Genomic DNA, 26,106 nt, shown 5'->3' with positions numbered 1-26,106 from the left:
CATGTGCAGTGGGTGGCATAAGTATGCACGACGCCGTATGAAACACAAAACCCCGGCCGGACGGTCTCCGTCGGCCGGGGTTTCGCGCGTTCGAGGTGCTACTGCGCCTTCGCCTGGGCGAGTTGCATGAGGTGGTCGGCGAGCGCCTGCCCGCCGGCCGGGTCCCGGCTGATCAGCAGGACGGTGTCGTCGCCGGCGATGGTGCCGATGATCTCGAACACCTCGGCCTGGTCGATCGCCGAGGCCAGGAACTGGGCGGCGCCCGGCGGGGTGCGCAGCACCACCAGGTTGCCGGAGGCCGTCGCGGAGACCATGAGCTCGCCGGCCAGCCGGGCCATCCGGCCCTCGCTGGCCGACTCGCCCATCGGCGCGCGCGGCGTGCGGTCGCCGCCCTCGGCCGGGACGGCGTAGATCAGCGCGCCGTCCCGGTTGCGGATCTTGACCGCGCCCAGCTCGTCCAGGTCCCGGGAGAGGGTGGCCTGGGTGACCACGAGTCCGTCGTCGGCGAGCAGCTTGGCGAGCTGGCTCTGCGAACGCACGGGCTGGCGGGTGAGCAGGTCCACGATCCGCCGGTGGCGCGCGGTGCGGGTCTGCGGGACCTGCGGCGTCGGGCCTGCGGCGGACGGGCCGGAGTGGGAAGCGGTCATGTGATTATTCTCCCGGACGACGGTCAATTCGCATCGGCCGGGGCGCCCTCGCGCACCGTCCGGAGGATGCCCGGCAGCGCGGCCAGGAAGGCGTCCGCCTCCTGCTCGGTCAGCACCAGCGGCGGGGCCAGCCGGACGGCGTCCGGGACGGCCGCGTTGACCAGGAAGCCCGCCTCCTGCGCGGCGGCCTGGACCTGCGCCGAGACCGGCTCGGTGAGCACGATGCCGAGCAGCAGGCCCGCCCCGCGCACGTGCGAGACCAGCGGGTCGCCGAGCGCCTCGACGCCCTGCCGCAGCCGCTCGCCGAGCTTGCGGACGTGCTCCAGCAGGCCCTCGGACTCGATGGTGTCCAGCACCGCGAGCCCGGCCGCGGCGGCCACCGGGTTGCCGCCGAAGGTGGTGCCGTGCTGGCCCGGGGTGAGCAGCTCGGCGGCCGGCCCGAAGGCGAGCACCGCGCCCATCGGCAGGCCGCCGCCGAGCGCCTTGGCCAGTGTGACCACGTCCGGCTCCACGCCCTCGTCCGCCTGGTGGGCGAACCAGTGGCCGGTGCGGCCGACACCGGTCTGGATCTCGTCCAGGACCAGCAGGGTGCCGGTGGCCCGGGTGATCTCGCGGGCCGCCTTCAGGTAGCCCTCGGGCAGCGGGATCGCGCCGTTCTCGCCCTGGACGGGCTCCAGGAAGACGGCGGCCGTCTCGGTGGTGACGGCCGCGCGCAGCGCCTCGACGTCGCCGAGCGGGACGTGGGTGACGTCGCCGGGCAGCGGGCGGAACGGGTCCTGCTTGGCGGGCTGGCCGGTGAGCGCGAGGGCGCCCATGGTGCGGCCGTGGAACGCGCCCTGGAGGGCGACCAGGTGGGTGCGGCCGGTCCGCCGGCTGATCTTGAAGGCGGCCTCGTTGGCCTCGGCGCCGGAGTTGCAGAAGAACACCCGGCCGCCCGGGCGGCCGTCCAGCTCCAGCAGCCGCTCGGCGAGCGCGATGGTGGGCTCGGCCATGAAGAGGTTGGAGACGTGGCCCAGGGTGGCGATCTGCCGGCTCACCGCCTCGACGACGGCCGGGTGGGCGGTGCCGAGGGCGTTGACGGCGATGCCGCCGAGCAGGTCGGTGTACTCCTTGCCGTCGGCGTCCCAGAGCTTGCTGCCCTCGCCGCGCACCAGCGGGATGCGGGGGGTGCCGTAGTTGTCGGTGAAGGCGTGCTGCCAGCGCTCGGCGAGCTGCTCGTTGTGGGTCGTACCCGTCGTACCCGTCGCGCCGGTCGCACCCGTCGCGCCGGTCGCGCCGGTCGTGCTGTCGGTGCCAGTCGTGCCGCTCATGCCAGTCCCCCGGTCACGGTCGTTTCGTCGTCCGGCACGACCATCGTGCCGATGCCCTCGTCGGTGAAGATCTCCAGCAGCAGGCTGTGCTGGACCCGGCCGTCCAGGACGCGGGCGGTGCCCACGCCGGAGCGGACGGCCCGCAGGCAGCCCTCCATCTTGGGGAGCATGCCGCTGGCCAGCTCGGGCAGCAGCTCCTCCAGCTCGCTCGCGCTGAGCTGGCTGATCACGTCGTCGGATTCCGGCCAGTCCTTGTAGAGGCCCTCGACGTCGGTGAGGACGACGAGCATCTCGGCGCCGAGCGCGACCGCGAGGGCGGAGGCGGCGGTGTCGGCGTTGATGTTGTAGACGTGGCCGTCGGTGCCGCGGGCGATCGAGGAGATGACCGGGATGCGGCCGTCGGCGATCATCGCCTTCACGGCGCCGGCCTCGATGTTGACGATGTCGCCGACCAGGCCGATGTCGACCTGCTCGCCGTCCACCACGGCGTAGCGCTTGACCGCCGTCATGGTGTGGGCGTCCTCGCCGGTCATGCCGACCGCGAACGGGCCGTGCTCGTTGAGCAGGCCGACCAGCTCGCGCTGCACCTGGCCGGCCAGCACCATCCGGACCACGTCCATGGTCTCCGGGGTGGTGACCCGCAGGCCGTTGGTGAAGCTCGACTCCAGGCCCAGCCGGTCGAGTTGGGCACTGATCTGGGGGCCGCCGCCGTGCACCACGACGGGGTGCAGCCCGGCGTAGCGCAGGAAGACGACGTCCTGGGCGAAGGCGGACTTGAGGCTGTCGTCCACCATGGCGTTGCCGCCGAACTTGATCACGACGGTCTTGCCGTGGAAGCGCTCCAGCCACGGCAGCGCCTCGATCAGCGTCATGGCCTTGGGCAACGCGGTGTTGTTGCGGGCCTGTTCGCCCTTGGGTGCGATCTGCACGGGTTTCCCTCGTCGATGGGGGTCCCCCCGGCCGCGGGCCGGGGGGATGTCGCGGATCAGGCGGGCTCGGGTGGAGCGGCGCGGATCAGGTCGAGTAGGCGCTGTTCTCGTGGACGTAGTCGGCCGTCAGGTCGTTGGTCCACAGCGTGGCGCCCGCCGTACCGGCGTTGAGGTTCGCGGTGATGACGACCTCGCGGCCCTTCATGTCGACCAGGTCGCGGTCCTCGCCGACGCCGCCGGACTTGCAGACCCAGACGCCGTTGATGGCGACGTCCAGCCCGTCCGGGTCGAAGGCGGCGGAGGTGGTGCCGATCGCGGCCAGCACCCGGCCCCAGTTGGGGTCCTCGCCGTGGATGGCGCACTTGAGCAGGTTGTTGCGGCTGATCGTCCGGGCGACCTCGACCGCGTCGTCCTCGGTGGCGGCGCCGGTGACGTCGATCCGGATCTCCTTGCTCGCGCCCTCGGCGTCGCCGATCAGCTGGCGGGCCAGGTCGGCGCTGACCGTGCGGACGGCCTCGGCGAACTCGGCCCGGTCCGGGACGGTGCCGGAGGCGGCGGAGGCGAGCAGCAGCACGGTGTCGTTGGTCGACATGCAGCCGTCGGAGTCGATCCGGTCGAAGGTGGTGCGGGTGGCGCCGCGCAGCGCGTCGTCCAGGGCGGCGCTGTCCAGGTCGGCGTCGGTGGTGAGGACGACCAGCATGGTGGCGAGGCTCGGGGCGAGCATGCCCGCGCCCTTGGCCATGCCGCCGACCGTCCAGCCGGCCGGGCTGGTGTACTCGGCGGTCTTGTGCACGGTGTCGGTGGTCTTGATGGCGATCGCGGCGGCCTCGCCGCCGTCCTCGCCGAGCGCGCCGGCGGCCAGGGCGACGCCGGGCAGCAGGAGGTCCATCGGCAGCCGGACGCCGATCAGGCCGGTGGAGGCGACGGCGACCTCGCCCGCGTTGAGGCCCAGCTCCGCGGCGGCCTTCTCCGCGGTGACGTGGGTGTCCTGGAAGCCGAGCGGGCCGGTGCAGGCGTTGGCGCCACCGGAGTTGAGGACGACGGCGGACACCTGGCCGCCCTTGAGGACCTGCTCGGACCAGAGCACCGGCGCGGCCTTGACCCGGTTGGCGGTGAAGACGCCGGCCGCGGCGAGCGAGGGGCCGTCGTTGACCACCAGGGCGAGGTCGGGGGTGCCGGAGGCCTTGATGCCGGCGGTCACACCGGCGGCCCGGAAGCCCTTGGCGGCGGTCACTCCGACGTTGGTGCTCTTGCTCACGGTGCGACTCCGTTCACGGGCAGGCCGAGCTCCTCGGGCAGGCCCAGGGCGATGTTCATGCTCTGCACCGCGCCGCCGGCGGTGCCCTTGACCAGGTTGTCGATCGCGCTGATCGCGATGATCCGCCCGGCGGCGGCGTCCAGGGCGACCTGGACCAGGGCGGTGTTGGCGCCGTAGACGCTGCTGGTCTGCGGCCACTGCCCCTCGGGCAGCAGGTGGACGAATGGCTCGTCCGCGAACGCCTCGGTGTAGGCGGCGCGCAGGCTCCGGGCCGTCACCCCGGGCCTGGCCTTGGCCGAGCAGGTGGCGAGGATGCCGCGCGGCATCGGGACGAGGGTGGGGGTGAAGGAGACGGTGACCGGCTCGCCCGCGACCGGGGAGAGGTTCTGCGCCATCTCCGGGGTGTGCCGGTGGACGCCGCCGACGCCGTACGGGCTGACGCTGCCCATCACCTCGCTGCCCAGCAGGTGCGGCTTGGCGGCCTTGCCGGCGCCGGAGGTGCCGGAGGCGGCGACCACCACGGCCTCCGGCTCGGCGAGCTGCGCGGCGTAGGCGGGGAACAGCGCCAGGGAGACGGCCGTCGGGTAGCAGCCGGGTACGGCGATCCGGTTGCTGCCCTTCAACGCGGCGCGGTGGCCGGGGAGTTCGGGCAGGCCGTAGGGCCAGGTGCCGGCGTGCGCGGTGCCGTAGAACTGCTCCCAGTCGGCGGCGGCCTTGAGCCGGAAGTCGGCGCCGCAGTCGATCACCAGGACGTTCGGGCCGAGCTGCTCGGCGACGGCGGCGGACTGACCGTGCGGCAGGGCCAGGAACACCACGTCGTGGTCGGCCAGCACCTCGGGGGTGGTGGCCTCGAGGACGCGGTCGGCGAGCGGGCGGAGGTGCGGCTGGAGCTGGCCCAGCCTGGTGCCCGCGTTCGAGCCGCCGGTCAGCGCCCCGATCTCCATCTCCGGGTGGCCGAGCAGCAGGCGCAGCACCTCGCCGCCCGCGTAACCGCTCGCGCCGGCGACGGCGACTCGCAATGCCATGGCGTTCCTCCTTAGTCTTGGCATGAATATACGCGTGACGGAAAATTCATGCAAGGAGGTTGTGCCGGCCCCCCGCCGGGGCGGGGTGCCCGGGTCAGCGCTTGACGGCCCGCAGCACCACGAACTTGGGGTTCCCGGCGACGAGTTGGCAGTTGCCGAAGAGGCGGCGCAGCTTGACGTGGTAGCCGAGGTGGCGGTTGCCGACCACCCAGAGCTCGCCCCCGGGGCGCAGCGCCCGCTTGGCGCCGGTGAACATCCGCCAGGCGGTGGCGTCGGTGGTGGCCTGGTGGGAGTGGAACGGCGGGTTGTTGAGCACCAGGTCCACCGAACCGGGGGCGACCACGTCCCGGGCCAGGGCGTCGGCGGCCAGGAACTCGGCCGGGGCGTCCGGGCCCAGGTTGGCGCGGAAGGTCTCCTCGGCGGAGGCCACCGCCTGGTGCGACTCGTCCACGAACACCAGCTCCGCGCCGGGCCCGGCCAGCGCGGCGGCCGTACCGACCACGCCGTTGCCGCAGCCGAGGTCCACCACCCGGGCGCCGGGGGCGGGGACGGGCAGGTGGGCGAGGAGGAAGCGGGTGCCGATGTCGAGCCGGTCGGCGCAGAAGGTGCCCGCGTGGTTGACGACCGTACGGCCGGAGGCGGGGCCGATGTCCTGCGGCAGCGCGTAGCGGTGCGGCCACGGGTTGGGGCCGGGGTCCAGCGCCCGGTCCGGGGTGCAGAAGACCAGCCGGGCCTTGCGGGCGGCCAGCGAGGTGCGGGTCGGGCCGAGGATCCGCTCGAAGAGCCGGAGCGTGGAGGTGTGGATCTCGGTGACCATGCCGGTACCGATCACCACGGTGCCCTCGTGGACGGCGGGGGCGAGCCGGTACAGCTGGTCCTCCAGCAGGGCCAGGCTCTTGGGCACGCGCACCAGCAGCACGTCGATCCGCTCCGGCGGGGTGTCACGGGTGGTGAGCAGCCGGGACTCGTCGACGGCGGCGCCGGCCCGGGCCAGGTTGGCCAGGGTGGCCCGGCGGCCGAGGTGGGAGTCGGTGATCTGGACCGGCCGGTACTCGGCGAGCGCGGTGGTCAGCGCGCCCCAGCGGTCGCCGAGGACGGCGACCGTCCGGCCGGCCAGCTCCGTCGCGGTGCCGGCCGCGCTGTCGGCCTCGCCCGCGAGGTGGCGCAGCAGGTACTCGTCGGCGGCGTCCCAGGCCCGCAGCCGCTCGCGCGGGTCCTCGGGGAAGCGGGTGAGCGCGAAGGCGCCCCACGGGGTGGTGAAGGAGGTGTCCGGCGGGGTCGCGGCGGGCGTGGTCTGGGGATTCATCGTGTTCTCAGGCTATCCGACGGTCCCGGGGGCGGTTACGGACGGATACTGGAAGGGCCCGGCCGAGAGAGGTGAGGGCGATGGAGTGGAAACTCGAAGTCGTGGTGGTCCCGGTCTCCGACGTGGACCGCTCGAAGCTCTTCTACGAGGAGCAGGCCGGGTTCACCGTCGACCACGACACCCTGTTGCGGGACGGGATCCGGGTGATCCAGCTGACGCCCCCGGGTTCGGCCTGCTCCATCGTGGTGGGCAAGGGGGTGATCGACTCGCCGCCCGGATCGGTCAAGGGACTCCAGCTGGTGGTGCCGGACATCGAGAAGGCGCACGCCGAACTGGTGGCCCGCGGTGTGCAGGTCAGCCCGGTCCAGCACTTCGTGGCCGGGGCCCGGGTGGACGGGCACGGCGAGGCGTGGAACAACTTCCTGTTCTTCAACGACCCGGACGGGAACGGCTGGGCGATCCAGGAGGCACCGCCCGCGGGCGGGGAGTCGGGCGGGCAGGCCGTCCTTGGGTAGGCTCCCAGGATGGCTGAACACGAGGGAAGCGTGCGGGTGGACAGCTGGATCTGGTCGGTCCGGCTGGTCAAGACGCGGGCGCTGGCGGCGGCCGCCTGCCGGGCCGGGCACGTCCGGGTGAACGGCGAGCGGGCCAAGCCCGCCCAGACGCTGAAGCCCGGGGACGAGGTGCGGCTCCGCGAAGAGGGCCACGAACGGGTCGTGGTGGTGAGCAAGCTGATCCGCAAGCGGGTCGGCGCCGTCGTCGCGGCGGAGTGCCTGGTCGACAACAGCCCGCCGCGGCCGCCGCGCGAGTTCGTCGCGGCGGCCGGGACGCGGGACCGCGGGGCCGGGCGGCCGACCAAGCGGGAGCGCCGCGACCTGGACCAGCTGCGCGGGCACTGAGCGGCGCGGAGCCGCTACGCGACGTCCGCGGTGGCGAGCACCTTGGCGAGGAAGCCGCCGAGGTTGCCCACCGTACGGTCGATCTGCAGCTCCAGCGGCAGCGACTCGTCGGGCCGGGTGACCAGCGTGGACTTCTTCAGCCCGCGCACGTAGAGCGAGCAGGCCAGGTCGGCGCAGATGTACGTGCCGACCGTGTTGCCCTCGCGCCCGGCCGCCCCGGCCCGGCGGGCGGCGAGCAGCGCGACCCCCGACCCGGCGTGCGCGGTGATGCACAGCGAGCACACGTTGGTCTTGGTCAGGCTGCGCCGGATCACCGAGGAGCGCAGCGTCACGCCGACCGGCTCGCCCTCGTACGGCGCCACCAGGTACGCCCGGTCGGGCGCGCCCTGGTCCCGCCAGCCGAGGAAGTCCAGCTGCTCCCAGGGCAGTTCGGCCAGACCCCGGGGCAGGTGGAGCCGGCGGGCCTCGCCCTTGGAGCAGTTGACGAAGGACGCGCGGATCTCGTTCTCGCTCAGGGGTTCCATGCCGCGGACGCTAACACCGGCCGGCCGGGCCTGTCGCGCCGTTTTCACCCGGTCCGTACCGGGTGGGCGGCCTGGACGGCGAGCCGGCGCGGGGCGTCCTCGCCGATCCGGGTGAGCAGGTCGTCCAGGGCGAGGAAGGCCTCCCAGCGCTCCTTCCCGCCGGCGGCGGCGAGGCGGTCGACGACCAGGTCCTCCAGGTCCTGGACCCGCTTGTTCTTCCAGGCCTTGTCGGCCAGGCCGACCAGCAGGTCCTCGACGGTGGTGCCGGGCTCGTCCCAGCTCGCGTGGGTGCGGGCGAAGCGGGCGAGGTGCTCGGGGACGCCGTGGGCGAGCAGCAGGGCGGACCCGGCGGGCTCGTGCCGGGAGCCGGGGGCGGAGAGCTCCTCGGGGTGGACGGTCTTGCCGATGTCGTGGGTGGCGGCGCCGTAGAGGACGGCCGCGCGGTCGAAGGCCAGGCCTTCGCGGGCGCAGAACCCGGCGATCTCCTCGGCGACCCGGTGCACCAGCGCGAGGTGGGCGACCAGGCGGGGCGGGGCGTCGACGGCCCGCAGCAGTTCGGCGACGTCGGCGGGCAGCGGCGGCAGGGCGGTGGTGGTCACGCCGCAGGGTAGCCGCGGGGGTGAGGGGTTGTCAGTGGGGTTCCGTAGCCTTCGACGGTCCGGTCCCGGCGTAGGAGGGAGGCGCCGGGACCGGGCGCGCGAACGGCTGCCGCTCGAAGCGGACGGCTACCGCTTGAAGGCGACGCCGGCGTACGCGGAGACGTCCTGCCAGCCCTCGGGGAGTTCGGAGGTCGGCACGTGGCCCGCGACGGGGCGCCAGAGCGGGAGCTGGACGAGCCCGGGGCCGACGAAGTCGAAGTCGCCGAAGAAGGGCTCGACGCCGGAGCGCGGGCGCAGCACGAGCGGGGCGCTGGCGCTGCGGTAGATGCGGGTGCCCTCGGCGGCGCTCTCGCGGGAGGCGAAGTCGGGGCTGCCGTGGGAGAGGATCAGCGCGCTGCCGGGGGCGAGCGCGTCGCGCAGGGTGCGGACGATCTGCTGGGCGCCCTCCTCGTCGCGGATGAAGTGCAGGACGGCGACCAGCATCAGCGCGACCGGCTGGGAGAGGTCGACGGCGCCGGCCAGCCCGGGGTGGCCGAGGATCGTGGCCGGGTCGCGCAGGTCGGCCTCGATCACCGAGGTGTGCCCGGCGGGGTGGCCGGCCAGCAGGGCGCGGGCGTGGGTGGCGACGATCGGGTCGTTGTCCACGTACACCACCCGGGCGTCCGGGGCGACCCGCTGGGCGACCTCGCTGGTGGAGCCGACCGCCGGGATGCCGGTGCCGATGTCGACGAACTGGCGCACGCCCCGGCCGGCCACGTACTCCACCGCGCGGCCGAGGAACTGCCGGTTGGTGCGGGCCAGCAGCGGCAGCGCGGGGTAGGCGGCTATCGCGGCCTGGGCGGCCTTGCGGTCGGCCTCGAAGTTGTCCTTGCCGCCGAGGTAGTAGTCGTACATCCGGGCGGTGTGCGGGACGCCGGTGTCCAGCTCGCTCGGCGGCTGCCAGTCGCCGGTCCTGCCCCAGTCCCACTCGGTGTCCGTGCTCCGGCCGGTCGCCGCGCTGTCCTCGTACATCCTGTCCGCCCCCAATGCGCCATGCCGGAAGAGTTCGGCTACCGCCCGTCCACACGCGGTGCGCGGTGATCGTATCCAAGGACACGCCGTGGAAACAGCGGGAGTTCAGGTTTACGCAACACCCGGTGACGGAGTGTGTGCACGTCAAGAAGGGTCCGGACGCTCGGCCCGGATCGCCCGCCCGAGCCGTCCTCTCTATGCTGGCTGCCGATGACTGCCGACCGCCGCAGCGTGCTGCGCACCACCGCCCGACTCGCCGCCCTCGCCGCCACCGGGGGGCTGCTGGCTGCCTGCGGCACCGGCACGCTCCGCCGGGCCGACCCGGGGGCGCTCGCCGCGCACCCCGGCACGGTGGACCCGCAGCACACCACCGACCCGGCCTGGAACGGCGGCGAGGGCCCGGCCTCCCCCGAGCCCACCGCCCCGGCGGAGCCCCGGCCCGACGCCGAGCCGACCGCCGCCGCGGCCGCCGCCCAGCCCAGCGCCCCGCCGGCCCCGCCCGCGCTGCCGCCGCTCGCGCCCGGCACCCCGGTCGAGGTCGCGTACGGGCCGCGCACCGGGAAGAACGTGGCGCTCACCGTCCACGGCAGCGGCGACCCGAAGCTGGCCACCGCCCTGCTGGAGATCGCCGAGCAGCGCGGCGCCAAGCTGACCGTGATGATCGTCGGCAGCTGGCTCGACCAGCAGCCGCAGATGGCCCGGCGGATCCTGGACGGCGGCCACGAGCTGGGCAACCACACCCAGAACCACCTCAACATCTCCGCCATGACACCGGACCAGGCGCGCGCCGAGATCGCCCAGTGCGCGGAGCGCCTGCAGCGGCTCACCGGCTCGATCGGCCGCTGGTTCCGGCCCTCCGCCGCGCAGTACGCCACCCCGATGGTGCGCGAGCAGGCCAAGGCGGTCGGGTACGAGCACGTGCTGTCCTTCGACGTCGACCCGCGCGACTACAACGACCCCTCGGCGGCCGAGCTGCAGCGCCGGGTGCTGAACTCGGTGCGCGGCGGCTCGGTGGTGGCGCTGCACATGGGGCACCAGTGCACGGTGGACGCGCTGCCGGGCGTCCTGGACGGCCTGGCCAAGGCGGGGCTCAAGCCGGTGACCGCCAGCCAGCTCTGCGCCTGAGCGGCCGGGACCGGTCTGACGGACCCCGGGGAACGCCCCAGGTCAGACCATCGGATCGTCGTCCTTGTACGGGCGCAGCCGCAGCGTACGGGCGTCCGCGGCGCGGATCGCGTCCGCCCGGTTGACCAGCTCCTCCAGATCGTCCCGGCCGGCGTGGATGAACCGCCCGTGCAGTCCGTCGAAGCGGCCCCGGGCGGCGTCCACGGTGACCGCGACCATGTACGGGATGGAGCCCCAGGTCGTCGTCTCCTTGAACATCGGCATCCCGGCGGTCATGTCGGTGGCCACCGCGCCCGGGCTGACGTCGAGGACCACGACGCCGTTGCGGGCGAGCGAGTCCGCCATGTTGTCGGAGAGCTGGAGCAGCGCGCCCTTGGACGTGGCGTACGCGGTGTAGTTGCCGTCCGGGCGCAGCGCGAAGCCGGAGTTGAGGTTGACCACCCGGCCGCTCCGGCGGGCGACCATGCCGGGGAGCACGCAGCGCAGCAGGTTGTAGGGGCCGCGCAGGTTGGTCTCGATCACCTGCCACCACTGGTTCGCGTCGGTCTCCCAGATCGGCACCTCGGCGCGGTCGACCAGACCGGCGTTGTTGACCAGCAGGTCGATCGGCCCGAGGTCGCGCTCGACCAGCCGGACGGCCTCGCGCACCGAGCCGGGGCGGGTGACGTCGGCGGTCACCGCGACGCCCCGGGAGCCGCGCTTGACGCACTCCTTGAGCGTGTCGGTCAGCGTCTCGTGGGTGCGGCCGACCAGGCCGACGGACATCCCCTCGGCGGCCAGGCCGATGGCGAGCTCCCGGCCGATGCCCCGGCCCGCGCCGGTGATCAGGGCGACCTGTCCTGCGAGCGATCCCGTCGACACCCTGTGCTCCCTTCACGTCCCCGGCCCTGTCCGCGTCCGCCCCCGGCCCCCGTCTGCGGCATTCTGTCGGCAGCCGGGCGGAGCGGGCCCCGGGCACACGGGTCCGGGGCCGCTGCCTCACTCGTTCGGGTGAAGCCCGACCCTGGCACTACGCCGGGGAGGGGGTGACCTACTGGCCGGTACGGAGTAGTAACGTCGTCGGGGCGGTGACCGGTGCACCCATTCCGGCACACCGGCCCGTCGTCCAGCAGCTCGCTGGGCCACCCGAAGCTGGGCGACCCCCAGCACCGTCGAAGGGCAACTGAGTGAGTGACATCGCGCGCGTCGGAGTGATCGGCTGCGGTCTGATGGGGTCGGGCATCGCCGAGGTCTTCGCCCGGGCCGGGCTGGACGTCCTGGTGTCGGAGGCCAGCGGTGAGGCGCTGGAGTTCGGCCGCACCCGGCTGACCAACTCCCTGGAGACGGCGGTCAAGCGGGGCAAGCTGAGCCCCGAGCAGCGGGACGAGGCGCTGGCCCGGCTGTCCTTCACCGTCGAGCTGTCCGACTTCGCCGACCGCGACCTGGTGGTCGAGGCCGTCGCCGAGCGCGAGGACGTCAAGGTCAAGATCTTCGAGACCCTGGACCGGGTGGTCGAGCGCCGCGACGCGATCCTCGCCTCCAACACCTCCTCGATCCCGATCGTGAAGCTGGCCGCCGCCACCACCCGCCCGGAGCAGGTGATCGGCCTGCACTTCTTCAACCCGGCGCCGGTGCAGAAGCTGGTCGAGGTCATCCCGACCCTGACCACCTCGGCGACCACCACCGAGCGGGTCGAGGCCTTCGCCTCCCAGGTGCTCGGCAAGGAGCCGATCCGCGCCCGCGACCGGGCCGGCTTCGTGGTCAACGCGCTGCTGGTACCGTACCTGCTGTCCGCGGTGCGGATGTTCGAGACCGGCGTGGCCACCGCCTCCGACATCGACAAGGGCATGGAGGCCGGCTGCGCCCACCCGATGGGCCCGCTGCGGCTGTGCGACCTGATCGGCCTGGACACCATCGTCTCGATCGCCGAGTCGATGTACGACGAGTACAAGGAGCCGCTGTACGCCGCTCCCCCGCTGCTCTCCCGGATGGTCGACGCGGGCCTGCTGGGCCGCAAGTCCGGCCGGGGCTTCTACGACTACACCGCGAGCGCCTGACACCCCGGCGCGACCGAACGGCGGGGGGCCCGGCGGCTGTGAACCAGCCGCCGGGCCCTTTCGCCTTGCCGGCGTCAGCTGTTGATGGCGTAGCTGTCGCCGTAGACCTTCCACTTCAGCGGCGGGTTGAGGTCGAAGTTCTTGGCGTTGAGGAAGACCAGCTGCTCGGTGTCGACCCGGCTGGTGTCGGAGTGCGCCTCCTCCTTCTTCATGACCACCTTGCGGGCGTCCAGGAAGGCCTTGAGGTAGGTGGCCTCGTCGCCGCCCTGGGCGGGGGTCTTGGCCTTCTTCAGGGCGGCGGCGCGGATGCCGCCGAAGCTGTCCGAGCTGTTGCCCGGGCCGTGCATGACGATGGCGTCGTAGTAGGCGAACTGGCCGAGCGCGCGCAGGCCGTCGCTCTTGGCCTGGTTGACGGCGGGGTTGAAGTACACCCGGTCGCGCTCGTCGTTCTGGGCCTGCTGGAAGACGGTGTCCTTGGCGGCGGTGGCCCAGTCCTTCTCGAACGCGGAGCCCAGCCCGGCGTGCGACTCGCTGCCGTTGACCTTCTTCAGCGCCGGCAGGTACTTGGCCAGGATGTTGCCGGGCTTGAGGTCGGTGTAGTGCTGGACCAGGTCCAGCATGTCACCGGTGCCGGAGCAGAAGCCGATGATGCCGGCGGTGTAGCCGCGGCCGTCCTTGATGTCCTCGATGTACTTGTACTGGGCCTTCCAGTCCAGCGACGAGTTCTCCGCGCTGGACACCAGCTGCATGGCGATGTCCTTCTTGTGCGGGTCGTCCAGCCCGACGCCCTTGAGCTGGACGGCGGCGGCGGGCGACGGGGCGGCCTGGGCCGCCGAGGTGGCCGCGACGGTCAGCGGCGCGGCCACCAGGGCGGCGGCGAGGGCGATGCGGAGGGCACGACGGGGCTGAGGGCGCATGGGACGCTCCGATTCCTCGTGGGGTTAGGAAACTTTCCTAACGAGAAAAAGGAAACGCTCTCGGCCCGGCTCCCGCAAGGGTTTTGACCGAACCTCTTCAAGAGATCTTGAGGGCCGGCGGCCGGGTCGCGACGCCCGGGCGACCGTCCGGTCGAGCCGGGGAAACGGCCGGGACAACACCGGGGAAACGGAGAGGGCCCCGCCCCGGACGCGTGGTCCGGGGCGGGGCCCTCCTCGGGCGCTGCCGCGTCAGGCGCCGCGCAGCACCGCGCCGGTGCGGGCGACGGCCTCGGCGACGGCCGCCTCACGGGCGGCGGTGGCCTCGTCGGCGGTCAGCGTGCGGTCGACCGCGCGGAAGCGCAGCGCGTACGCCAGCGACTTCCGGCCCTCGCCGACCTGCTCGCCGGTGAAGACGTCGAACAGCCGGATGGCCTCCAGCAGTTCGCCCGCGCCGGCCCGCAGCGCGGCCTCGACCTCGGCCGCCGGGACGGCGGTGTCGACGATCAGCGCGACGTCCTGGGTGGCCACCGGGAAGCCGGAGACCGCCGGGCCGTTGACGCGCTCGGCGCCGTCCGCCGTCAGCAGGTCGACGTCGATCTCCATCGCGGCGGTACGGGCCGGCAGCCCGAGCGCCTTGACCACCCGCGGGTGCAGCTCACCGGCGTGGCCGACCACCCGGTCGGTGCCGGCCACCAGCAGCTCGGCGCAGCGGCCCGGGTGCCACGGCGCCAACTGGCCCTGGCGGACGGTCAGTTCGACGCCGGCCGCACGGGCCACCGCGCGGGCCGCCTCGACGGCGTCCGCCCAGGAGGCCTGGGAGCCCTTGCCCCACCAGCCCGACGGCAGCCGCTCGCCCGCGAGGGCGACGGCGATCCGGCGCGGCTGGTCCGGCAGCGCGGCGTCCAGCGCGGCCAGCTCCTCGTCGCTGGGCCGGTGGTCGACCGCCGGACGCGGGGCCACGCTCAGCTCGTCCTTGGGCAGGAAGACCGTGCCGGTCTCGAAGACCGCCAGGTCGGTGTTGCCCCGGCCGACGTTGCGGCGCAGCGCGCCGAGCAGGCCCGGCAGCAGCGTGGTGCGCAGCGCCGGCTCCTCGTCGTTCAGCGGGTTGACCAGCTTCACCGTGCGGCGGCGCCGGTCGTCCGCCTCCAGGCCGAGCGCCTCGAAGGCGGGCTCGCCGAGGAACGGGTAGTTGTTGACCTCGACGTAGCCGGCCGCGGCCAGCGCGACGCCGATCCGACGGTGCACCCGCTGGGCCTCGGTCAGACCCTTGCCCGGGGGGACGTTGGGCATCCGGGCGGGGACGTTGTCGTAGCCCTCCAGCCGGATGACCTCCTCGGCGAGGTCGTACGGGTCCGTGAGGTCGGGCCGCCAGGTCGGCGGGGTGACCTCCAGGATGTCGGCGCCGGAGACCGAGCAGCCGATCTCCTGCAGGCGCCGGGTGACGGTCTCGCGGCCGTACCCGGTGCCGGCGACCCGGTCGGGCAGGTCGGCGGCGATGGTGATGGTGCGCACCGGGTGCGGGGCCGCGATGTCGGTGACCCCGGCCTCGGCGGTGCCGCCGGCGATCAGGACCAGCAGGTCGACGGCGCGCTGCGCGGCGGCGCGGGTGGCCTCCGGGTCGACGCCGCGCTCGAAGCGCTTGGACGCCTCGGAGGGCAGCTTGTGCCGCTTGGCGCTGCGGGCGATGGCGACCGCGTCGAAGTGCGCCGCCTCGATGATCACCTCGGTGGTGCCCGGGCCTGCGGCCGGGTCGAGGATCTCGGTGGAGGCGCCGCCCATCACGCCGGCCAGGCCGATCGGGCCGCTGTTGTCGCAGATCAGCAGGTCCTCGGCGGAGAGCTTGCGCTCGACCCCGTCGAGGGTGGTCAGGGTCTCGCCCTGCGCCGCCCGGCGGACCGTGATCGGGCCGTCCACGCGCTGCTTGTCATAGGCGTGCAGCGGCTGGCCGACCTCCAGCATCACGTAGTTGGTGATGTCGACGGTCAGCGAGATCGGGCGGATGCCCGACTTCTGGAGCCGGCGCTGCAGCCAGATCGGGGACTTGGCGTTCGGGTCGACGCCGACGACCGTACGGGCCACGAAGCGGTCGCAGCCGGTCTGGTCGTTGACCTTCACCAGGTAGCCGAAGGAGTTCGCCGGCGGCACGTCGAGCAGCGCCGGGTCGGCCAGCGGCAGCCCGTACGCGGCGGCGGCCTCGCGGGCCACACCGCGCATGGACAGGCAGTAGCCGCGGTCCGGGGTGACGGCGATGTCGAGCACCTCGTCGACGAGCTGGAGCAGCTCGATGGCGTCGGTGCCGGGCTCGTACTCCGGCGGGAGCACGATGATGCCGTTGTGGTCGTCGCCCATGCCCAGCTCGCGGGCGGAGCAGATCATGCCGGCCGAGGTGTGGCCGTAGGTCTTGCGGGCCGCGATCGGGAACGGGCCGGGCAGGACGGCGCCCGGGAGCACGACCACGACCTTGTCGCCGACGGCGAAGTTGGTCGCACCGCAGACGATCTCCTGCGGGTCGCCGGTGCCGTTGGCGTCGCCGACGTTCACGAAGCAGTGCCGGATCGGCTTCTTGAAGCCGGACAGCTCCTCGATGGAGAGCACCTCGCCGACCACCAGCGGGCCCTTGAAGTCCGCGCCGATCTGCTCGACGGTCTCGACCTCCAGGCCGGCCCGGACGAGGCGCTCCGCGACGTCACGGCCGGTCTCGCCGGCCGGCAGGTCGACGTACTCGCGCAGCCAGGAAAGCGGGACGCGCATCAGATCTCCATCCCGAACGGGAGGGTGAAGCGGACGTCACCCTCGACCATGTCGCGCATGTCGGCGACGTTGTGACGATTCATCAGGATCCGCTCCAGGCCCAGGCCGAAGGCGAACCCGCTGTAGCGGTTCGGGTCGACACCGCAGGCGACCAGCACCCGCGGGTTGACCACGCCGCAGCCGCCGAGCTCGATCCAGCCCTCGGAGGAGCAGGTACGGCAGGGGCGGTCCGGGTTGCCGACGCTCTCGCCGCGGCACACGAAGCACTGGAGGTCGATCTCCGCGCTCGGCTCGGTGAACGGGAAGTACGACGGGCGCCAGCGCAGCTCCAGGCCGCCGCCGATCAGCTTCTCGACCAGCACCTCGATGGTGCCCTTGAGGTCCGCGAAGGTGATGCCCTCGTCCACCGCGAGGCCCTCGACCTGGCGGAAGACCGGGGTGTGGGTGGCGTCCAGCTCGTCCGTCCGGTAGACCCGGCCGGGGCAGACCACGTAGAGCGGGGGCTCGCGGTCGAGCATGGTGCGGGCCTGGACCGGGGAGGTCTGGGTGCGCAGCACCACGCCGGAGTCCGCGGAGCCGTCCGGGGCCTGGACCCAGAACGTGTCCTGCATCGAGCGGGCCGGGTGGTCCGGGCCCAGGTTGAGGGCGTCGAAGTTGAGCCACTCGGCCTCGACCTCGGGGCCCTCCGCGACCTGGTAGCCCATCGCGACGAAGGTGTCCTCGATGCGCTCGGCCATGGTGGTCAGCGGGTGCCGGGCGCCGCGCGGGGCGCGGTCGTACGGCAGCGTGACGTCCACCGCCTCCTCGACCAGCACACGGGCGTCCCGCTCCGCCTCCAGCTCGGCCTGCCGCTGGGCGAGGGCCTTGTTGACGGCCCCGCGGGCCTGACCGATCAGCTTTCCGGCGGCCGCCTTGGCGTGCGGGGGCAGGGCCCCGATCTCGCGATTGGCGAGCGAGAGCGCGGAGCGGTCGCCGGTGTGGGCGACCTTGGCCTGCTTCAGCTCGTCCAGGGAGCCGGCGGCGGCGAACGCGGCGACCGCCTCGTCCCGCGCCTGCTCCACCACCTCGGGCTTGAGGGCCTCGACCTCGACCGGGTCGTACGACTTGTTGGGTGCCGACATCTCTATCTTTCCCGTGCTCCTGCTCGTCCGTGCTCAAGGTCTTTGGGCCAACGCCAAAGGTCGAGTGTAGTCGCAGCGTGTATCACCGCTGCCGCGAAGCCCGTCCGGGGGAACGACGTCCGACCTGCTCGGGATCCCGAAGCAGGCTGTGCTTGGCGTTCACGCACTTTCTCAGAGCATGAAGTCGGGCACCCCGGCGGGCAGGATAAATCGGAACCGGGCGCCGCCGCCGGGCGCGCGGTCGACGCGGATCGAGCCGCCGTGGGCCTCCACGATGCCCTTGACGATGTAGAGGCCCAGGCCCGTACCGCCGCGCTTGGAGCCGCGCCAGAAGCGGGTGAAGACGCGCGGCACCGCCTCCTCGGGGATGCCGCTGCCTTCGTCGCTCACGGTGACCGCCGTACCTTCCACGATGCGGGGCGGGGTGCCGTTGCGCTCCCAGACGGGCGCCTCGACGACCTCCTTGGCCGGTGCCACCTCGATCGTGACAGTTCCCTCACCGTGCCGCACCGCATTTTCCAGCAGGTTGGCCAGCACCTGGTCGACCTTGTCCGGGTCGGCCCACAGGACGGTCAGCGGCTCGCTGATCCGGATGTCGAAGCGGTCCTCGGGGATGCCGGTGGCGACCTTGCGCTCGACGTGCCGGCGCACCGCCGCCGCCAGGTCCACCACCTGCTTGCGCAGCTCCAGCCGGCCGGCGTCGATCCGGGAGATGTCCAGCAGCTCGGCGATCAGCCGGGTGACCCGGTCCGCGTCGGCGTCCACGGTCTCCAGCATCAGCCGCTTCTGCCCGTCGGTGAACCGCTCCCACTTGGCCAGCAGCGTCGCCGTGAAGCCCTTGACGCTCGTCAGCGGGGAGCGCAGCTCGTGCGCCACGGTGGCGATCAGCTCGGCGTGGCTGCGCTCGGTGCGGCGCCGGGCCTCGGTGCCGCGCAGCGCGATCACCAGGCGCTCCAGCGGCCCGCCCGGGGCGCCGCGCACGTACCGGGCGGAGACCAGCACCTCACGCCCGCCGGGCAGCAGCAGGTTGCGCTCCGGCTGGCCGGTGCGGATGGCCAGGCCGCCGTACGGGTCGGTCAGCTGCCACCAGCGGCGGCCGTCCAGGTCCTCCAGCGGGAGGGCGTCCTCCAGCCCGCTGCCGAGCGCGGCCTGCGGGAGCACGCCGGTGAGCCGGGCCGCGGCCCGGTTGAAGCAGACCACCCGGCCCAGCGCGTCGGCGACCACCAGGCCGTCCGGCAGGTCGTCCGGGTCGAGCTCTGGCCCGCTGCCGACCATGGGTTGCCTCCCCGATTACCCACCGTGCCGTTCCCCCCACAGAGGCAGACCCTAGCGTCTCCCAGGCGGGTGTAGTAGGGCTTGCAACGGGGAGATCCCGGTGCGCCCCCGGGTACGTCAGGCGTTCGAGCGGCAGCCGCCGGGCGAACGCTGCGCCCGGGCCGAGGCGTACAGGCAGACGGCCGCGGCCGTGGCCAGGTTGAGGCTCTCGGCGTGGCCGTGGATCGGAACGCGCACGACCTCGTCGGTGAGCGCGCGGGTCTCCTCCGGAAGCCCCCACGCCTCGTTGCCGAACACCCATGCGCCGGGCGCGCCCAGCGTGCCCTCGTCCAGCTCCTGGTCCAGGTCGCGCTCCCCCGCGCCGTCCGCGGCGAGCACCCGGACACCGGCCTCGCGCAGCCTGCCGACGGCCTCCTCGACCGGCACGCCGACCGCCACCGGCAGGTGGAACAGGCTGCCCACGGAGGCCCGGACGGCCTTCGGGTTGTAGAGGTCCACCGAGGCGTCGGTGAGCACCACGGCGTCCGCGCCGGCCGCGTCGGCGGTGCGCAGCACCGTGCCGGCGTTCCCGGGGTCGCGCACGTGGGCGAGGACCGCGACCAGCTTGGGGCGGGCCCTGAGCACCTCGTCGAACGGGGTGTCGATGAAGCGGCAGAGCGCCACGATGCCCTGCGGGGTCACGGTGTCGCAGATGTCGGCGATCACCTCGTCGGTGGCGGTCAGCACCGGCAGCCCCTCCGCCAGGGCGGCCTCGACGATGCCGGCGTGCCGCTCGGCGGCCTCCTGGGTCGTGTAGACCTCGACCACGGCGTGCTCGCCGCTGCCCGGCAGCCTGCCGAAGGCGACGGCCTCCCGGACGGCCTGCGGGCCCTCGACCAGGAAGCGGCGCTCCTTGCCGCGCTGGCTTCGCTTGGCCAGCCGGCGGGCGGCGACGACGCGCGGCGAGCGCAGGGAGGTCAGCAGGGGGGTGTCGGTGCTCGGCATGGTCTCGATCTCTGAGGGCGCTGAAGGAGGGGGGCGAAAGCAGGACCGGACCCGCAGGCGAGCCTGCGGGTCCGGTCAGAGCTCAACCGATCTCGGAAGATCAGGCGGCGTCCGCGGCGGCCTTCGGGGCGTTCACGTCGGCCGGCAGCGCCTTCTGGGCGACCTCGACCAGGGAGGCGAACGCACCCGGGTCGTTGACGGCCAGGTCGGCCAGCATCTTGCGGTCGATCTCGACGCTGGCGGCCTTCAGGCCCTGCACGAAGCGGTTGTAGGTGATGCCGTTGGCACGGGCCGCAGCGTTGATGCGCTGGATCCACAGCTGACGGAAGTCGCCCTTGCGCTTCTTGCGGTCGTTGAAGTTGTAGACCAGCGAGTGGGTGACCTGCTCCTTGGCCTTGCGGTACAGGCGCGAACGCTGGCCACGGTAGCCGCTGGCGCGCTCCAGGATGACCCGGCGCTTCTTGTGGGCGTTGACTGCCCGCTTGACGCGTGCCACTTGATTACTCCTTGGGTTGGACCACGGACTACTTCACGTGGTCCGTCATTCGAATGGGTCGGGAAGGATCAGCTGCCCCGCTCACGGCTCGCGCCGGGCGGGAGGGCGATCACTTGCCGAGAAGCTTCTTGATCTTCTTGGCGTCAGCGGGGGCCAGCTCGACGGTCCCGGCCAGCTTGCGGGTCAGCGTCGAGGGCTTGTGCTCCAGGAGGTGGCGGCGGCCGGCGCGCTCGCGCAGCACCTTGCCAGAGCCACTGATCTTGAAGCGCTTGCTGGCGCCACTGTGCGTCTTCTGCTTCGGCATTTCGCCGTATCTCCTCGTCAGTCCCGTCCGCGCCCGCGCGACGTGCGCCGCGCGGGCGTGAACTGGATGGATCTGCGGTGACCGGGCGGGACGCCCCGTCACCCTGGGGGCCGGTCTCCCGGGCCTCCTGGCCGGTGAGGGCTCAGGCGCCCTGGGAGGCGGCCGGCTGCTCGACCGGAGCGTCGGCCTCGACGGCCGGCGCCTCGGCCGGGGCGTCCTCGGCCTCGGTCACGACGTCCTCGACGTCGGTCACGACGTCCTCGTCCTCGATGTCCGCAGCGGCGTCGGGGCCGCCGGTGCGGCCCTGACGCTCGGCCTTGCGGGCGTCCGCGAGGGCGCGGGCCTCGGCCATCGCCTCGGTCTTCTTCTTGTGCGGGCCAAGAACCATGATCATGTTACGGCCGTCCTGCTTGGGCGAGGACTCGACGAAGCCCAGGTCCTGGACGTCGTCGGCGAGCCGCTGGAGCAGACGGAAGCCCAGCTCGGGGCGGGACTGCTCACGACCGCGGAACATGATCGTGATCTTGACCTTGTCGCCCTGCTTGAGGAACCGGACGACGTGACCCTTCTTGGTGTCATAGTCGTGCGGGTCGATCTTCGGCCGGAGCTTCATCTCCTTGATGACCGTGTGCGCCTGGTTCTTGCGCGCCTCACGGGCCTTCATGGCCGACTCGTACTTGAACTTGCCGTAGTCCATGAGCTTGCACACCGGCGGCCGGGCGGTCGCCGCGACCTCGACCAGGTCGAGGTCGTACTCCTGCGCGAGCTCCAGCGCCTTGGCAAGCGGCACGATGCCGACCTGCTCGCCGCTGGGACCGACGAGTCGCACCTCGGGGACGCGAATCCGGTCGTTGATGCGGGGCTCGGTGCTGATGGGGCCTCCTCGGTTGCACCTTCTGCGATGCGGCCGTCGGACGGCGGTCGCACGTAGTGGACTCGACCACTGGGCGGGGCTTCATTCGTGCTGCGCTGTCCGGCTACGTACACCGCCACACGAAAAAAGCCCCGCTCGGTACAAGCGGGGCTCCACACAACCGGGGGCTGCGCCCGGTGAGGGGCGCTGCGGCGACTCGGCGCCAGGGGCGCCCGTCGCGGACCGGGACCCGTCGGCCGCGAGGCCGACAAGGTGGGAGACTTTCGCGGTTGCCCTCTCGGGCCTCCTCAGTGGAGCCTCCACTTGCTGGCCGAGTGCCCATACGGGATCCCGGCCGGTCAGTCTCGAAGCTTACAGCGTCACGCGGTCGAACGCTATTCCGCCCCGGCGCGGACCCCCTTGTACGCTCCACGTGTACCCACACGGCACAACGGAACGAGCCACCCTTGAGCAGCGAGCCCACCCAGAACCCCGGCGCGGACGACGACGCGATCGGCTTCGACGACCTCACCCGCGACATCGCCGAGGTCCCGGCCGTCGAGGTGATCACCACCGTCGCCGTGCACCTGATGAGCGCCGCCGCGGTCAAGTGCGGTCTCGCCGAGGGCGGCGACAAGGACAAGGACCTGGACGAGGCCCGCAAGCTGATCACCGCGCTCGCCGGGCTGGTCACCGCCGGCGCCCCGGAGATCAGCAACTTCCACGCCGCGCCGCTGCGGGACGGGCTGCGCTCGCTCCAGCTCGCGTTCCGCGAGGCGTCCGTCGTCCCGGACGCGCCGGGCGCGGGGCCGGGCGAGAAGTTCACCGGGCCGGTCTACTCCTGACGTCCGGACCGCGAAAAGGGGTCAGCCTACTAGTCTAGTAGGCTGACCCCTTTTCGCTTCCTACCGCTTGTAGAGCGGCTCCCCCGGAAGCTCCGCGCCGGCCGGCAGCACCGCGAGGTCCAGCCCCCGGTCCAGCCGCACCCGCAGCACCGGGTCGGCGGCCACGGCCTGTCCGACCCGCTGGGCGGCCGCCTGTAGCCCGGCCTGGTCCAGCGCCGGGTCGAAGACCACCGCGAGCACCCCGTCCGAGTCCTCCGAGGCCGCCAGCAGCCCGGTGACCACCTGCGGCTCGGCCGCCAGCAGCCCGCGGACCGCCTCGCGCACCTCCGGGTCCCGGACCGGCGGCAGGAACGCGCGGTTCTCCGCCAGCGCCCGCAGCCGGGCACCGCTCAGCAGGAACGGCACCGGCCCGGCCGGGTCGATCAGCAGGGTGTCGGCGCGCTCCGAGAAGGCCACCATCGCGGCCTGCGGGGCCGCGGTCGGCGCCGGGCGGGCGTCGGCGCGCCAGCGGGCGAGCGACTCCAACGACGTGAAGGCCGGCAGCGCGCGGCGCCCGTCCGGGGCCTCCAGCACCGGGACGGCCATGTCGCTGGTCTTCTCGTGCCGGTGCCCGTTCGCGTCCACCTCGACCTCGCCGAGGATCGCGACGATCGGGACCATCAGCCGGGTGGGGGTCAGCGCCGCCAGCACCTCCGGCTCGGCCGCGCGGTCCTGCGACCAGCGGGCGAGGGCCTCGGTGAGCGCCTGGTCGGCGGTGCCGTCGTCGTCGGAGAAGCCGGGATTCGGGATGCTCTTGCCGACGAACGCCGGGTTGGAGAAGTCTTTGCGGTCCACCCGCCCGACCCTATGCCACCGCGCGCGAGCGGCCCCATTTCCCTGCACGCTCCCCGCGCACGGGGCCTACCCACCGGTAGCGCGGTGTGGCACCCTGCGGCCATGGTGATCCTCGACGCGCCCGCGACCGCACCCGCCCCGGTCTCCGACCGCCTCCGGTACGACCGCGCCACCGCCCACCTGGACGGGCCGGTGGCCGTCGTGGACCTCGCCGCGTTCGACGCGAACGCCGCCGACCTGGTCCGCCGGGCCGGCGGCAAGCCGATCCGGCTGGCCAGCAAGTCGATCCGCTGCCGGGCGCTGCTGGAACGGGCCCTCGCCGTGGACGGCTTCCTCGGGGTGATGAGCTTCACCCTGGACGAATCGCTCTGGCTGGCCCGCACCGGCGTCCGCGACATCCTGCTCGCCTACCCCTCCGCCGACCGGGCCGGCTACGCCGAACTGACCGCCGACCCGGAGGCCGCCCGCGAGATCACCGTCGTCCTGGACGACCCGGCCCAGCTGGACCTGATCGACGAGGCCCGCGGCGGCGACGCCGAGGTGCGGGTCTGCCTGGAGTTGGACACCTCGCTGCAACTGCTCGGCGGCCGGGTCCGGGTCGGCGCCCGCCGCTCGCCGCTGCGCACCCCCGAGGACCTCGGCGCCTTCGCCGAACTCGTCCAGCGCCGCCGGGGCTTCCGGGTCGTCGGCCTGATGGCGTACGAGGGACACGTCGCCGGGGTGGGCGACCGGGTGCCCGGCCGACCGGTGCGCTCGCAGCTGATCCGGCTGATGCAGGCCAGGTCCCGGACCGAACTGGCCGAGCGGCGCGCGGCGGCGGTCCGACGGCTGCGGCAGGTGGCCGACCTGGAGTTCGTCAACGGCGGCGGCACCGGCAGCGTGGAGTCCACCGTGGCCGAGCGCGCCGTCACCGAGGTGGCGGCCGGCTCCGGGCTGTACCAGCCGCGGCTGTTCGACAACTACCGCTCCTTCCGGGGCCGCCCGGCCGCGCTGTTCGGCCAGCCGGTGGTGCGCCGCCCCGGCCTCGGCGTGGTGACCGTGCTCGGCGGCGGCTACCCGGCCTCCGGCGCGGCCGGCCCGGACCGCTCGCCGGTGCCGTACCTGCCGGCCGGGCTGCGCTACGACCCGATGGAGGGCGCCGGGGAGGTGCAGACCCCGTTGCTCGGCTCGGCCGCGGACGACCTGCTGATCGGCGACCGGGTCTGGTTCCGGCACGCCAAGGCGGGCGAGCTGTGCGAGCGCTTCGCCGAGCTGCACCTGGTCGAGGGCGACCGGGTCGTGCGGACGGTACCGACGTACCGGGGCGAGGGGAAGACGTTCCTCTGACGCTTCGTCCGCCTTTGCCCTACCGTGGTGGCGACACTGCGAACGTGAAGGGGGCGGCATGGACGCCGAGCTCGTGCAGGAGATGGTGAGGTCCGGGGCGACCTCGGTGGCCGGACTGATGGCCACGGCCGCCTGGAACCAGGCCAGTTCGCGGATCGCCCGGCTGTTCGGGCGCGGCGAGCGGGACGAGGAGGCGAGCGCCGAGCTGGAGGTGATCCGCGCCGAGGTGCTGGAGGCCGACGGCGACGAGGAGGTCCTGGCCGACCAGGCCGCCGCCCTTCGCAACCGGCTGCGCGCGCTGTTCCGGACGAACCCGCAGGCGGCCGAGGAACTCTTCGACATCCTCCGGGAGTTCCTGCCCGGGCAGTTCGAGAAGGCGCCCGGCGGGACCTACATCATCAACACCATCAGCGGCAGCTCGACCGTCAACAGCGATCTCGTGATCCAGGCCGGCATCATCCACGACATGCGGCACTGACCTTTCCGGAGCCTTAACGGGGCCCGATGGAACGGCTAGCCACGGCCGTCCGTCGGGCCTTTCTCCTGCTCCGGGGCCTACAGTCCGTCAACAAGCACAGTACGCGCGGCTATTGCCTTCTGGTCCAGACCAATCCTACGCTCTGGCCGGGAGCCGCGCGCCGGGCCGGCGGCTCCCGAACGGGCAGGCGTGCCCGTTCCCCCACGCACGCCCGGAACGACGGTCAAGGAGTCCCCACCCCATGTCCATCAAGCGAAGTGCCCTGTCCGTCGGCGTGATCGGCGCCGCGGTCGTCGCGGTGGCCGGTGCCACCGCCGGCACCGCCAGCGCCCACGGCACGATGACCAACCCCGTGAGCCGGGTCGCCGCCTGCTACGCCGAGGGCCCCGAGCACCCGGTGTCCCAGATCTGCAAGGACCTCGTCGCCGCGAGCGGCACCCAGCCGCTGTACGACTGGAACGAGGTCAACATCGCCAACGCCAACGGCAACCACCAGGCGCTGATCCCGGACGGCAAGCTCTGCTCGGCCAACCGCGACAAGTACGCGGCGCTGGACTGGCCGCGCACCGACTGGCCGGCCACCGCGGTGAAGTCCGGCGCCTTCACCTTCCAGTTCCGCACCACCGCGCCGCACGTCGGCACCCAGACCGTCTACATCACCAAGGCGGGCTACGACCCCACCAAGCCGCTGAAGTGGTCGGACCTCGACCCGACCCCGGTGGCCAAGGTGCAGGTCGACCGCAACGCCGTCAACGGCTCCTACAGCTACTCCGGCACCCTGCCGCAGCGCACCGGCCGCCAGGTGCTGTACACGGTGTGGCAGCGCAGCGACAGCCCGGAGGCCTTCTACGCCTGCTCCGACGTCGACTTCGGCGCCTCCGCCACCGCCGCGTCGGCGCTCACCGCCCAGGCCCCGGCCGCGCCCAGCGACGCCCAGATCGCGGCCGACGCCTCCAAGTCCACGGTCGCCCACCACGGCCACGGCGGGGACCCGGACTCCCCGGCCGGCCAGGTGATCCCGACCGCCTCGGCGGCCGTGGGCGGTACCTCGGCCACCGGTCCGCTGCTGCTCGCGGGTGCCGCCGCGATCAGCGTCGGCTGGGCCGGCATGGTGCTCCGGCGCCGTCGCGTCGAGGCTGTTCGACGCGACTCCTGACGCCGGGCGCGGGACCGGGCCGGCCACACCCCCGTCCGGCCCGGTTCCCGCGGCACCACCCCGCGCACGAGCGAACGGCGGCGGCCCACCCGGAGGG

Annotated in this window: 27 protein-coding genes; 8 read left to right on the top strand and 19 right to left on the bottom strand. The window is 73.2% G+C overall.

Annotation, left to right across the window (positions count from 1 at the left end; translation table 11 throughout):
• Positions 1 to 98: 98 nt before the first annotated feature.
• The 6 genes from ACFCY1_RS35105 to ACFCY1_RS35080 form a co-directional block, all read right to left on the bottom strand.
• Complete coding sequence (locus ACFCY1_RS35105) at positions 99 to 647, bottom strand: arginine repressor (RefSeq protein WP_049652068.1); 549 nt, start codon at positions 645 to 647, stop codon at positions 99 to 101.
• A 23-nt stretch (positions 648 to 670) separates the two neighbouring features.
• Positions 671 to 1,957, bottom strand: a complete 1,287-nt coding sequence (locus ACFCY1_RS35100; RefSeq protein WP_375877198.1) for an acetylornithine transaminase — start codon at positions 1,955 to 1,957, stop codon at positions 671 to 673.
• A complete protein-coding gene (argB, locus tag ACFCY1_RS35095) occupies positions 1,954 to 2,829 on the bottom strand; it encodes an acetylglutamate kinase (RefSeq protein ID WP_049652078.1) in 876 nt (291 codons plus the stop codon). Before argB ends, ACFCY1_RS35100 begins: the two co-directional genes overlap by 4 nt.
• Before the next feature lie 142 nt (positions 2,830 to 2,971).
• On the bottom strand, positions 2,972 to 4,144 hold the full coding sequence (gene argJ / locus ACFCY1_RS35090) for a bifunctional glutamate N-acetyltransferase/amino-acid acetyltransferase ArgJ (RefSeq protein WP_375877197.1): 1,173 nt from the start codon (positions 4,142 to 4,144) through the stop codon (positions 2,972 to 2,974).
• Positions 4,141 to 5,169, bottom strand: a complete 1,029-nt coding sequence (argC, locus tag ACFCY1_RS35085; RefSeq protein WP_375877196.1) for an N-acetyl-gamma-glutamyl-phosphate reductase — start codon at positions 5,167 to 5,169, stop codon at positions 4,141 to 4,143. Before argC ends, argJ begins: the two co-directional genes overlap by 4 nt.
• Positions 5,170 to 5,263: 94 nt before the next feature.
• Complete coding sequence (locus ACFCY1_RS35080) at positions 5,264 to 6,475, bottom strand: methyltransferase (RefSeq protein ID WP_375877195.1); 1,212 nt, start codon at positions 6,473 to 6,475, stop codon at positions 5,264 to 5,266.
• An 80-nt stretch (positions 6,476 to 6,555) separates the two neighbouring features.
• On the opposite strand from ACFCY1_RS35080, the gene ACFCY1_RS35075 reads away from it, so the two are divergent.
• Positions 6,556 to 6,990, top strand: coding sequence for a VOC family protein (locus ACFCY1_RS35075; protein WP_375877194.1), 435 nt, complete (start codon positions 6,556 to 6,558; stop codon positions 6,988 to 6,990).
• A 9-nt stretch (positions 6,991 to 6,999) separates the two neighbouring features.
• Complete coding sequence (locus tag ACFCY1_RS35070) at positions 7,000 to 7,374, top strand: RNA-binding S4 domain-containing protein (RefSeq protein WP_074002351.1); 375 nt, start codon at positions 7,000 to 7,002, stop codon at positions 7,372 to 7,374.
• Between the two features lie 14 nt (positions 7,375 to 7,388).
• On the opposite strand, the gene ACFCY1_RS35065 is transcribed toward ACFCY1_RS35070, so the two are convergent.
• The 3 genes from ACFCY1_RS35065 to ACFCY1_RS35055 form a co-directional block, all read right to left on the bottom strand.
• Positions 7,389 to 7,898, bottom strand: a complete 510-nt coding sequence (locus ACFCY1_RS35065; protein WP_049652075.1) for an FBP domain-containing protein — start codon at positions 7,896 to 7,898, stop codon at positions 7,389 to 7,391.
• A gap of 44 nt (positions 7,899 to 7,942) precedes the next feature.
• Entirely contained in the window at positions 7,943 to 8,497 is a 555-nt protein-coding gene (locus ACFCY1_RS35060; protein ID WP_375877193.1) for an HD domain-containing protein, read from the bottom strand.
• A 126-nt stretch (positions 8,498 to 8,623) separates the two neighbouring features.
• Positions 8,624 to 9,508 (bottom strand): SAM-dependent methyltransferase, encoded by an 885-nt coding sequence (locus ACFCY1_RS35055; RefSeq protein ID WP_079272094.1) that lies wholly within the window; start codon positions 9,506 to 9,508, stop codon positions 8,624 to 8,626.
• A 210-nt stretch (positions 9,509 to 9,718) separates the two neighbouring features.
• Here ACFCY1_RS35055 and ACFCY1_RS35050 point away from each other — a divergent pair, with 210 nt between their 5' ends.
• Positions 9,719 to 10,633 carry a polysaccharide deacetylase family protein gene (locus ACFCY1_RS35050; protein ID WP_375877192.1) on the top strand — a complete coding sequence of 305 codons (915 nt, stop codon included), beginning with the start codon at positions 9,719 to 9,721 and terminating at the stop codon, positions 10,631 to 10,633.
• A gap of 42 nt (positions 10,634 to 10,675) precedes the next feature.
• Here the strand turns inward: ACFCY1_RS35050 and ACFCY1_RS35045 are convergent, their stop codons facing one another.
• Positions 10,676 to 11,494: an SDR family NAD(P)-dependent oxidoreductase gene (locus ACFCY1_RS35045; protein WP_074002350.1), complete on the bottom strand. Its 819-nt coding sequence runs from the start codon at positions 11,492 to 11,494 to the stop codon at positions 10,676 to 10,678.
• Between the two features lie 305 nt (positions 11,495 to 11,799).
• On the opposite strand from ACFCY1_RS35045, the gene ACFCY1_RS35040 reads away from it, so the two are divergent.
• Entirely contained in the window at positions 11,800 to 12,669 is an 870-nt protein-coding gene (locus ACFCY1_RS35040; protein ID WP_049649865.1) for a 3-hydroxybutyryl-CoA dehydrogenase, read from the top strand.
• A 74-nt stretch (positions 12,670 to 12,743) separates the two neighbouring features.
• Here the strand turns inward: ACFCY1_RS35040 and ACFCY1_RS35035 are convergent, their stop codons facing one another.
• The 8 genes from ACFCY1_RS35035 to infC form a co-directional block, all read right to left on the bottom strand.
• The gene (locus ACFCY1_RS35035) at positions 12,744 to 13,586 is read right to left on the bottom strand and encodes a chitosanase (protein WP_049649866.1); all 843 of its coding nucleotides are present in this window, start codon (positions 13,584 to 13,586) and stop codon (positions 12,744 to 12,746) included.
• A 249-nt stretch (positions 13,587 to 13,835) separates the two neighbouring features.
• On the bottom strand, positions 13,836 to 16,337 hold the full coding sequence (gene pheT / locus ACFCY1_RS35030; protein ID WP_375877191.1) for a phenylalanine--tRNA ligase subunit beta: 2,502 nt from the start codon (positions 16,335 to 16,337) through the stop codon (positions 13,836 to 13,838).
• The gene (gene pheS / locus ACFCY1_RS35025) at positions 16,337 to 17,458 is read right to left on the bottom strand and encodes a phenylalanine--tRNA ligase subunit alpha (RefSeq protein WP_049649868.1); all 1,122 of its coding nucleotides are present in this window, start codon (positions 17,456 to 17,458) and stop codon (positions 16,337 to 16,339) included. Before pheS ends, pheT begins: the two co-directional genes overlap by 1 nt.
• Before the next feature lie 171 nt (positions 17,459 to 17,629).
• The gene (locus tag ACFCY1_RS35020) at positions 17,630 to 18,733 is read right to left on the bottom strand and encodes an ATP-binding protein (RefSeq protein WP_049649869.1); all 1,104 of its coding nucleotides are present in this window, start codon (positions 18,731 to 18,733) and stop codon (positions 17,630 to 17,632) included.
• Between the two features lie 117 nt (positions 18,734 to 18,850).
• Positions 18,851 to 19,717: an RNA methyltransferase gene (locus ACFCY1_RS35015; RefSeq protein WP_049649870.1), complete on the bottom strand. Its 867-nt coding sequence runs from the start codon at positions 19,715 to 19,717 to the stop codon at positions 18,851 to 18,853.
• Positions 19,718 to 19,817: 100 nt separating this feature from the next.
• Positions 19,818 to 20,213 (bottom strand): 50S ribosomal protein L20, encoded by a 396-nt coding sequence (rplT, locus tag ACFCY1_RS35010; RefSeq protein ID WP_030055649.1) that lies wholly within the window; start codon positions 20,211 to 20,213, stop codon positions 19,818 to 19,820.
• A 109-nt stretch (positions 20,214 to 20,322) separates the two neighbouring features.
• Positions 20,323 to 20,517, bottom strand: a complete 195-nt coding sequence (rpmI, locus tag ACFCY1_RS35005) for a 50S ribosomal protein L35 (protein WP_030055648.1) — start codon at positions 20,515 to 20,517, stop codon at positions 20,323 to 20,325.
• A 142-nt stretch (positions 20,518 to 20,659) separates the two neighbouring features.
• Positions 20,660 to 21,391, bottom strand: coding sequence for a translation initiation factor IF-3 (infC, locus tag ACFCY1_RS35000; RefSeq protein ID WP_074002347.1), 732 nt, complete (start codon positions 21,389 to 21,391; stop codon positions 20,660 to 20,662).
• A 446-nt stretch (positions 21,392 to 21,837) separates the two neighbouring features.
• Here infC and ACFCY1_RS34995 point away from each other — a divergent pair, with 446 nt between their 5' ends.
• A complete protein-coding gene (locus tag ACFCY1_RS34995) occupies positions 21,838 to 22,215 on the top strand; it encodes a DUF1844 domain-containing protein (RefSeq protein WP_049649872.1) in 378 nt (125 codons plus the stop codon).
• A gap of 60 nt (positions 22,216 to 22,275) precedes the next feature.
• Here the strand turns inward: ACFCY1_RS34995 and ACFCY1_RS34990 are convergent, their stop codons facing one another.
• Positions 22,276 to 23,049, bottom strand: coding sequence for an SseB family protein (locus tag ACFCY1_RS34990; RefSeq protein ID WP_049649873.1), 774 nt, complete (start codon positions 23,047 to 23,049; stop codon positions 22,276 to 22,278).
• A gap of 102 nt (positions 23,050 to 23,151) precedes the next feature.
• Here ACFCY1_RS34990 and ACFCY1_RS34985 point away from each other — a divergent pair, with 102 nt between their 5' ends.
• The 3 genes from ACFCY1_RS34985 (at position 23,152) to ACFCY1_RS34975 (ending at position 26,009) form a co-directional block, all read left to right on the top strand.
• The gene (locus tag ACFCY1_RS34985; RefSeq protein ID WP_375877190.1) at positions 23,152 to 24,375 is read left to right on the top strand and encodes an amino acid deaminase/aldolase; all 1,224 of its coding nucleotides are present in this window, start codon (positions 23,152 to 23,154) and stop codon (positions 24,373 to 24,375) included.
• Positions 24,376 to 24,433: 58 nt separating this feature from the next.
• Positions 24,434 to 24,853, top strand: a complete 420-nt coding sequence (locus tag ACFCY1_RS34980) for a hypothetical protein (protein ID WP_049649875.1) — start codon at positions 24,434 to 24,436, stop codon at positions 24,851 to 24,853.
• 241 nt (positions 24,854 to 25,094) lie between these two features.
• Positions 25,095 to 26,009 carry a lytic polysaccharide monooxygenase gene (locus ACFCY1_RS34975; protein WP_049649876.1) on the top strand — a complete coding sequence of 305 codons (915 nt, stop codon included), beginning with the start codon at positions 25,095 to 25,097 and terminating at the stop codon, positions 26,007 to 26,009.
• Positions 26,010 to 26,106: the final 97 nt, after the last annotated feature.

The organism is Kitasatospora sp. NPDC056273 (assembly GCF_042268845.1).
GTDB lineage: Bacteria > Actinomycetota > Actinomycetes > Streptomycetales > Streptomycetaceae > Kitasatospora.
The sequence above is the reverse complement of the archived record's forward strand: the minus strand, read 5'-3'. Positions and strand labels throughout refer to the sequence as shown.

What these genes read in the sequence shown, in the direction of transcription:
- ACFCY1_RS35105 (WP_049652068.1), bottom strand. Translation starts at nt 647, where the DNA reads ATGACCGCTTCCCACTCCGGCCCGTCCGCCGCAGGCCCGACGCCGCAG.
- ACFCY1_RS35100 (WP_375877198.1), bottom strand. Translation starts at nt 1,957, where the DNA reads ATGAGCGGCACGACTGGCACCGACAGCACGACCGGCGCGACCGGCGCG.
- argB (WP_049652078.1), bottom strand. Translation starts at nt 2,829, where the DNA reads ATGACGCTGATCGAGGCGCTGCCGTGGCTGGAGCGCTTCCACGGCAAG.
- argC (WP_375877196.1), bottom strand. Translation starts at nt 5,169, where the DNA reads ATGGCATTGCGAGTCGCCGTCGCCGGCGCGAGCGGTTACGCGGGCGGC.
- ACFCY1_RS35080 (WP_375877195.1), bottom strand. Translation starts at nt 6,475, where the DNA reads ATGAATCCCCAGACCACGCCCGCCGCGACCCCGCCGGACACCTCCTTC.
- ACFCY1_RS35075 (WP_375877194.1), top strand. Translation starts at nt 6,556, where the DNA reads ATGGAGTGGAAACTCGAAGTCGTGGTGGTCCCGGTCTCCGACGTGGAC.
- ACFCY1_RS35070 (WP_074002351.1), top strand. Translation starts at nt 7,000, where the DNA reads ATGGCTGAACACGAGGGAAGCGTGCGGGTGGACAGCTGGATCTGGTCG.
- ACFCY1_RS35065 (WP_049652075.1), bottom strand. Translation starts at nt 7,898, where the DNA reads ATGGAACCCCTGAGCGAGAACGAGATCCGCGCGTCCTTCGTCAACTGC.
- ACFCY1_RS35055 (WP_079272094.1), bottom strand. Translation starts at nt 9,508, where the DNA reads ATGTACGAGGACAGCGCGGCGACCGGCCGGAGCACGGACACCGAGTGG.
- ACFCY1_RS35050 (WP_375877192.1), top strand. Translation starts at nt 9,719, where the DNA reads ATGACTGCCGACCGCCGCAGCGTGCTGCGCACCACCGCCCGACTCGCC.
- ACFCY1_RS35035 (WP_049649866.1), bottom strand. Translation starts at nt 13,586, where the DNA reads ATGCGCCCTCAGCCCCGTCGTGCCCTCCGCATCGCCCTCGCCGCCGCC.
- pheT (WP_375877191.1), bottom strand. Translation starts at nt 16,337, where the DNA reads ATGCGCGTCCCGCTTTCCTGGCTGCGCGAGTACGTCGACCTGCCGGCC.
- pheS (WP_049649868.1), bottom strand. Translation starts at nt 17,458, where the DNA reads ATGTCGGCACCCAACAAGTCGTACGACCCGGTCGAGGTCGAGGCCCTC.
- ACFCY1_RS35020 (WP_049649869.1), bottom strand. Translation starts at nt 18,733, where the DNA reads ATGGTCGGCAGCGGGCCAGAGCTCGACCCGGACGACCTGCCGGACGGC.
- ACFCY1_RS35015 (WP_049649870.1), bottom strand. Translation starts at nt 19,717, where the DNA reads ATGCCGAGCACCGACACCCCCCTGCTGACCTCCCTGCGCTCGCCGCGC.
- rpmI (WP_030055648.1), bottom strand. Translation starts at nt 20,517, where the DNA reads ATGCCGAAGCAGAAGACGCACAGTGGCGCCAGCAAGCGCTTCAAGATC.
- ACFCY1_RS34985 (WP_375877190.1), top strand. Translation starts at nt 23,152, where the DNA reads ATGGTGATCCTCGACGCGCCCGCGACCGCACCCGCCCCGGTCTCCGAC.
- ACFCY1_RS34980 (WP_049649875.1), top strand. Translation starts at nt 24,434, where the DNA reads ATGGACGCCGAGCTCGTGCAGGAGATGGTGAGGTCCGGGGCGACCTCG.
- ACFCY1_RS34975 (WP_049649876.1), top strand. Translation starts at nt 25,095, where the DNA reads ATGTCCATCAAGCGAAGTGCCCTGTCCGTCGGCGTGATCGGCGCCGCG.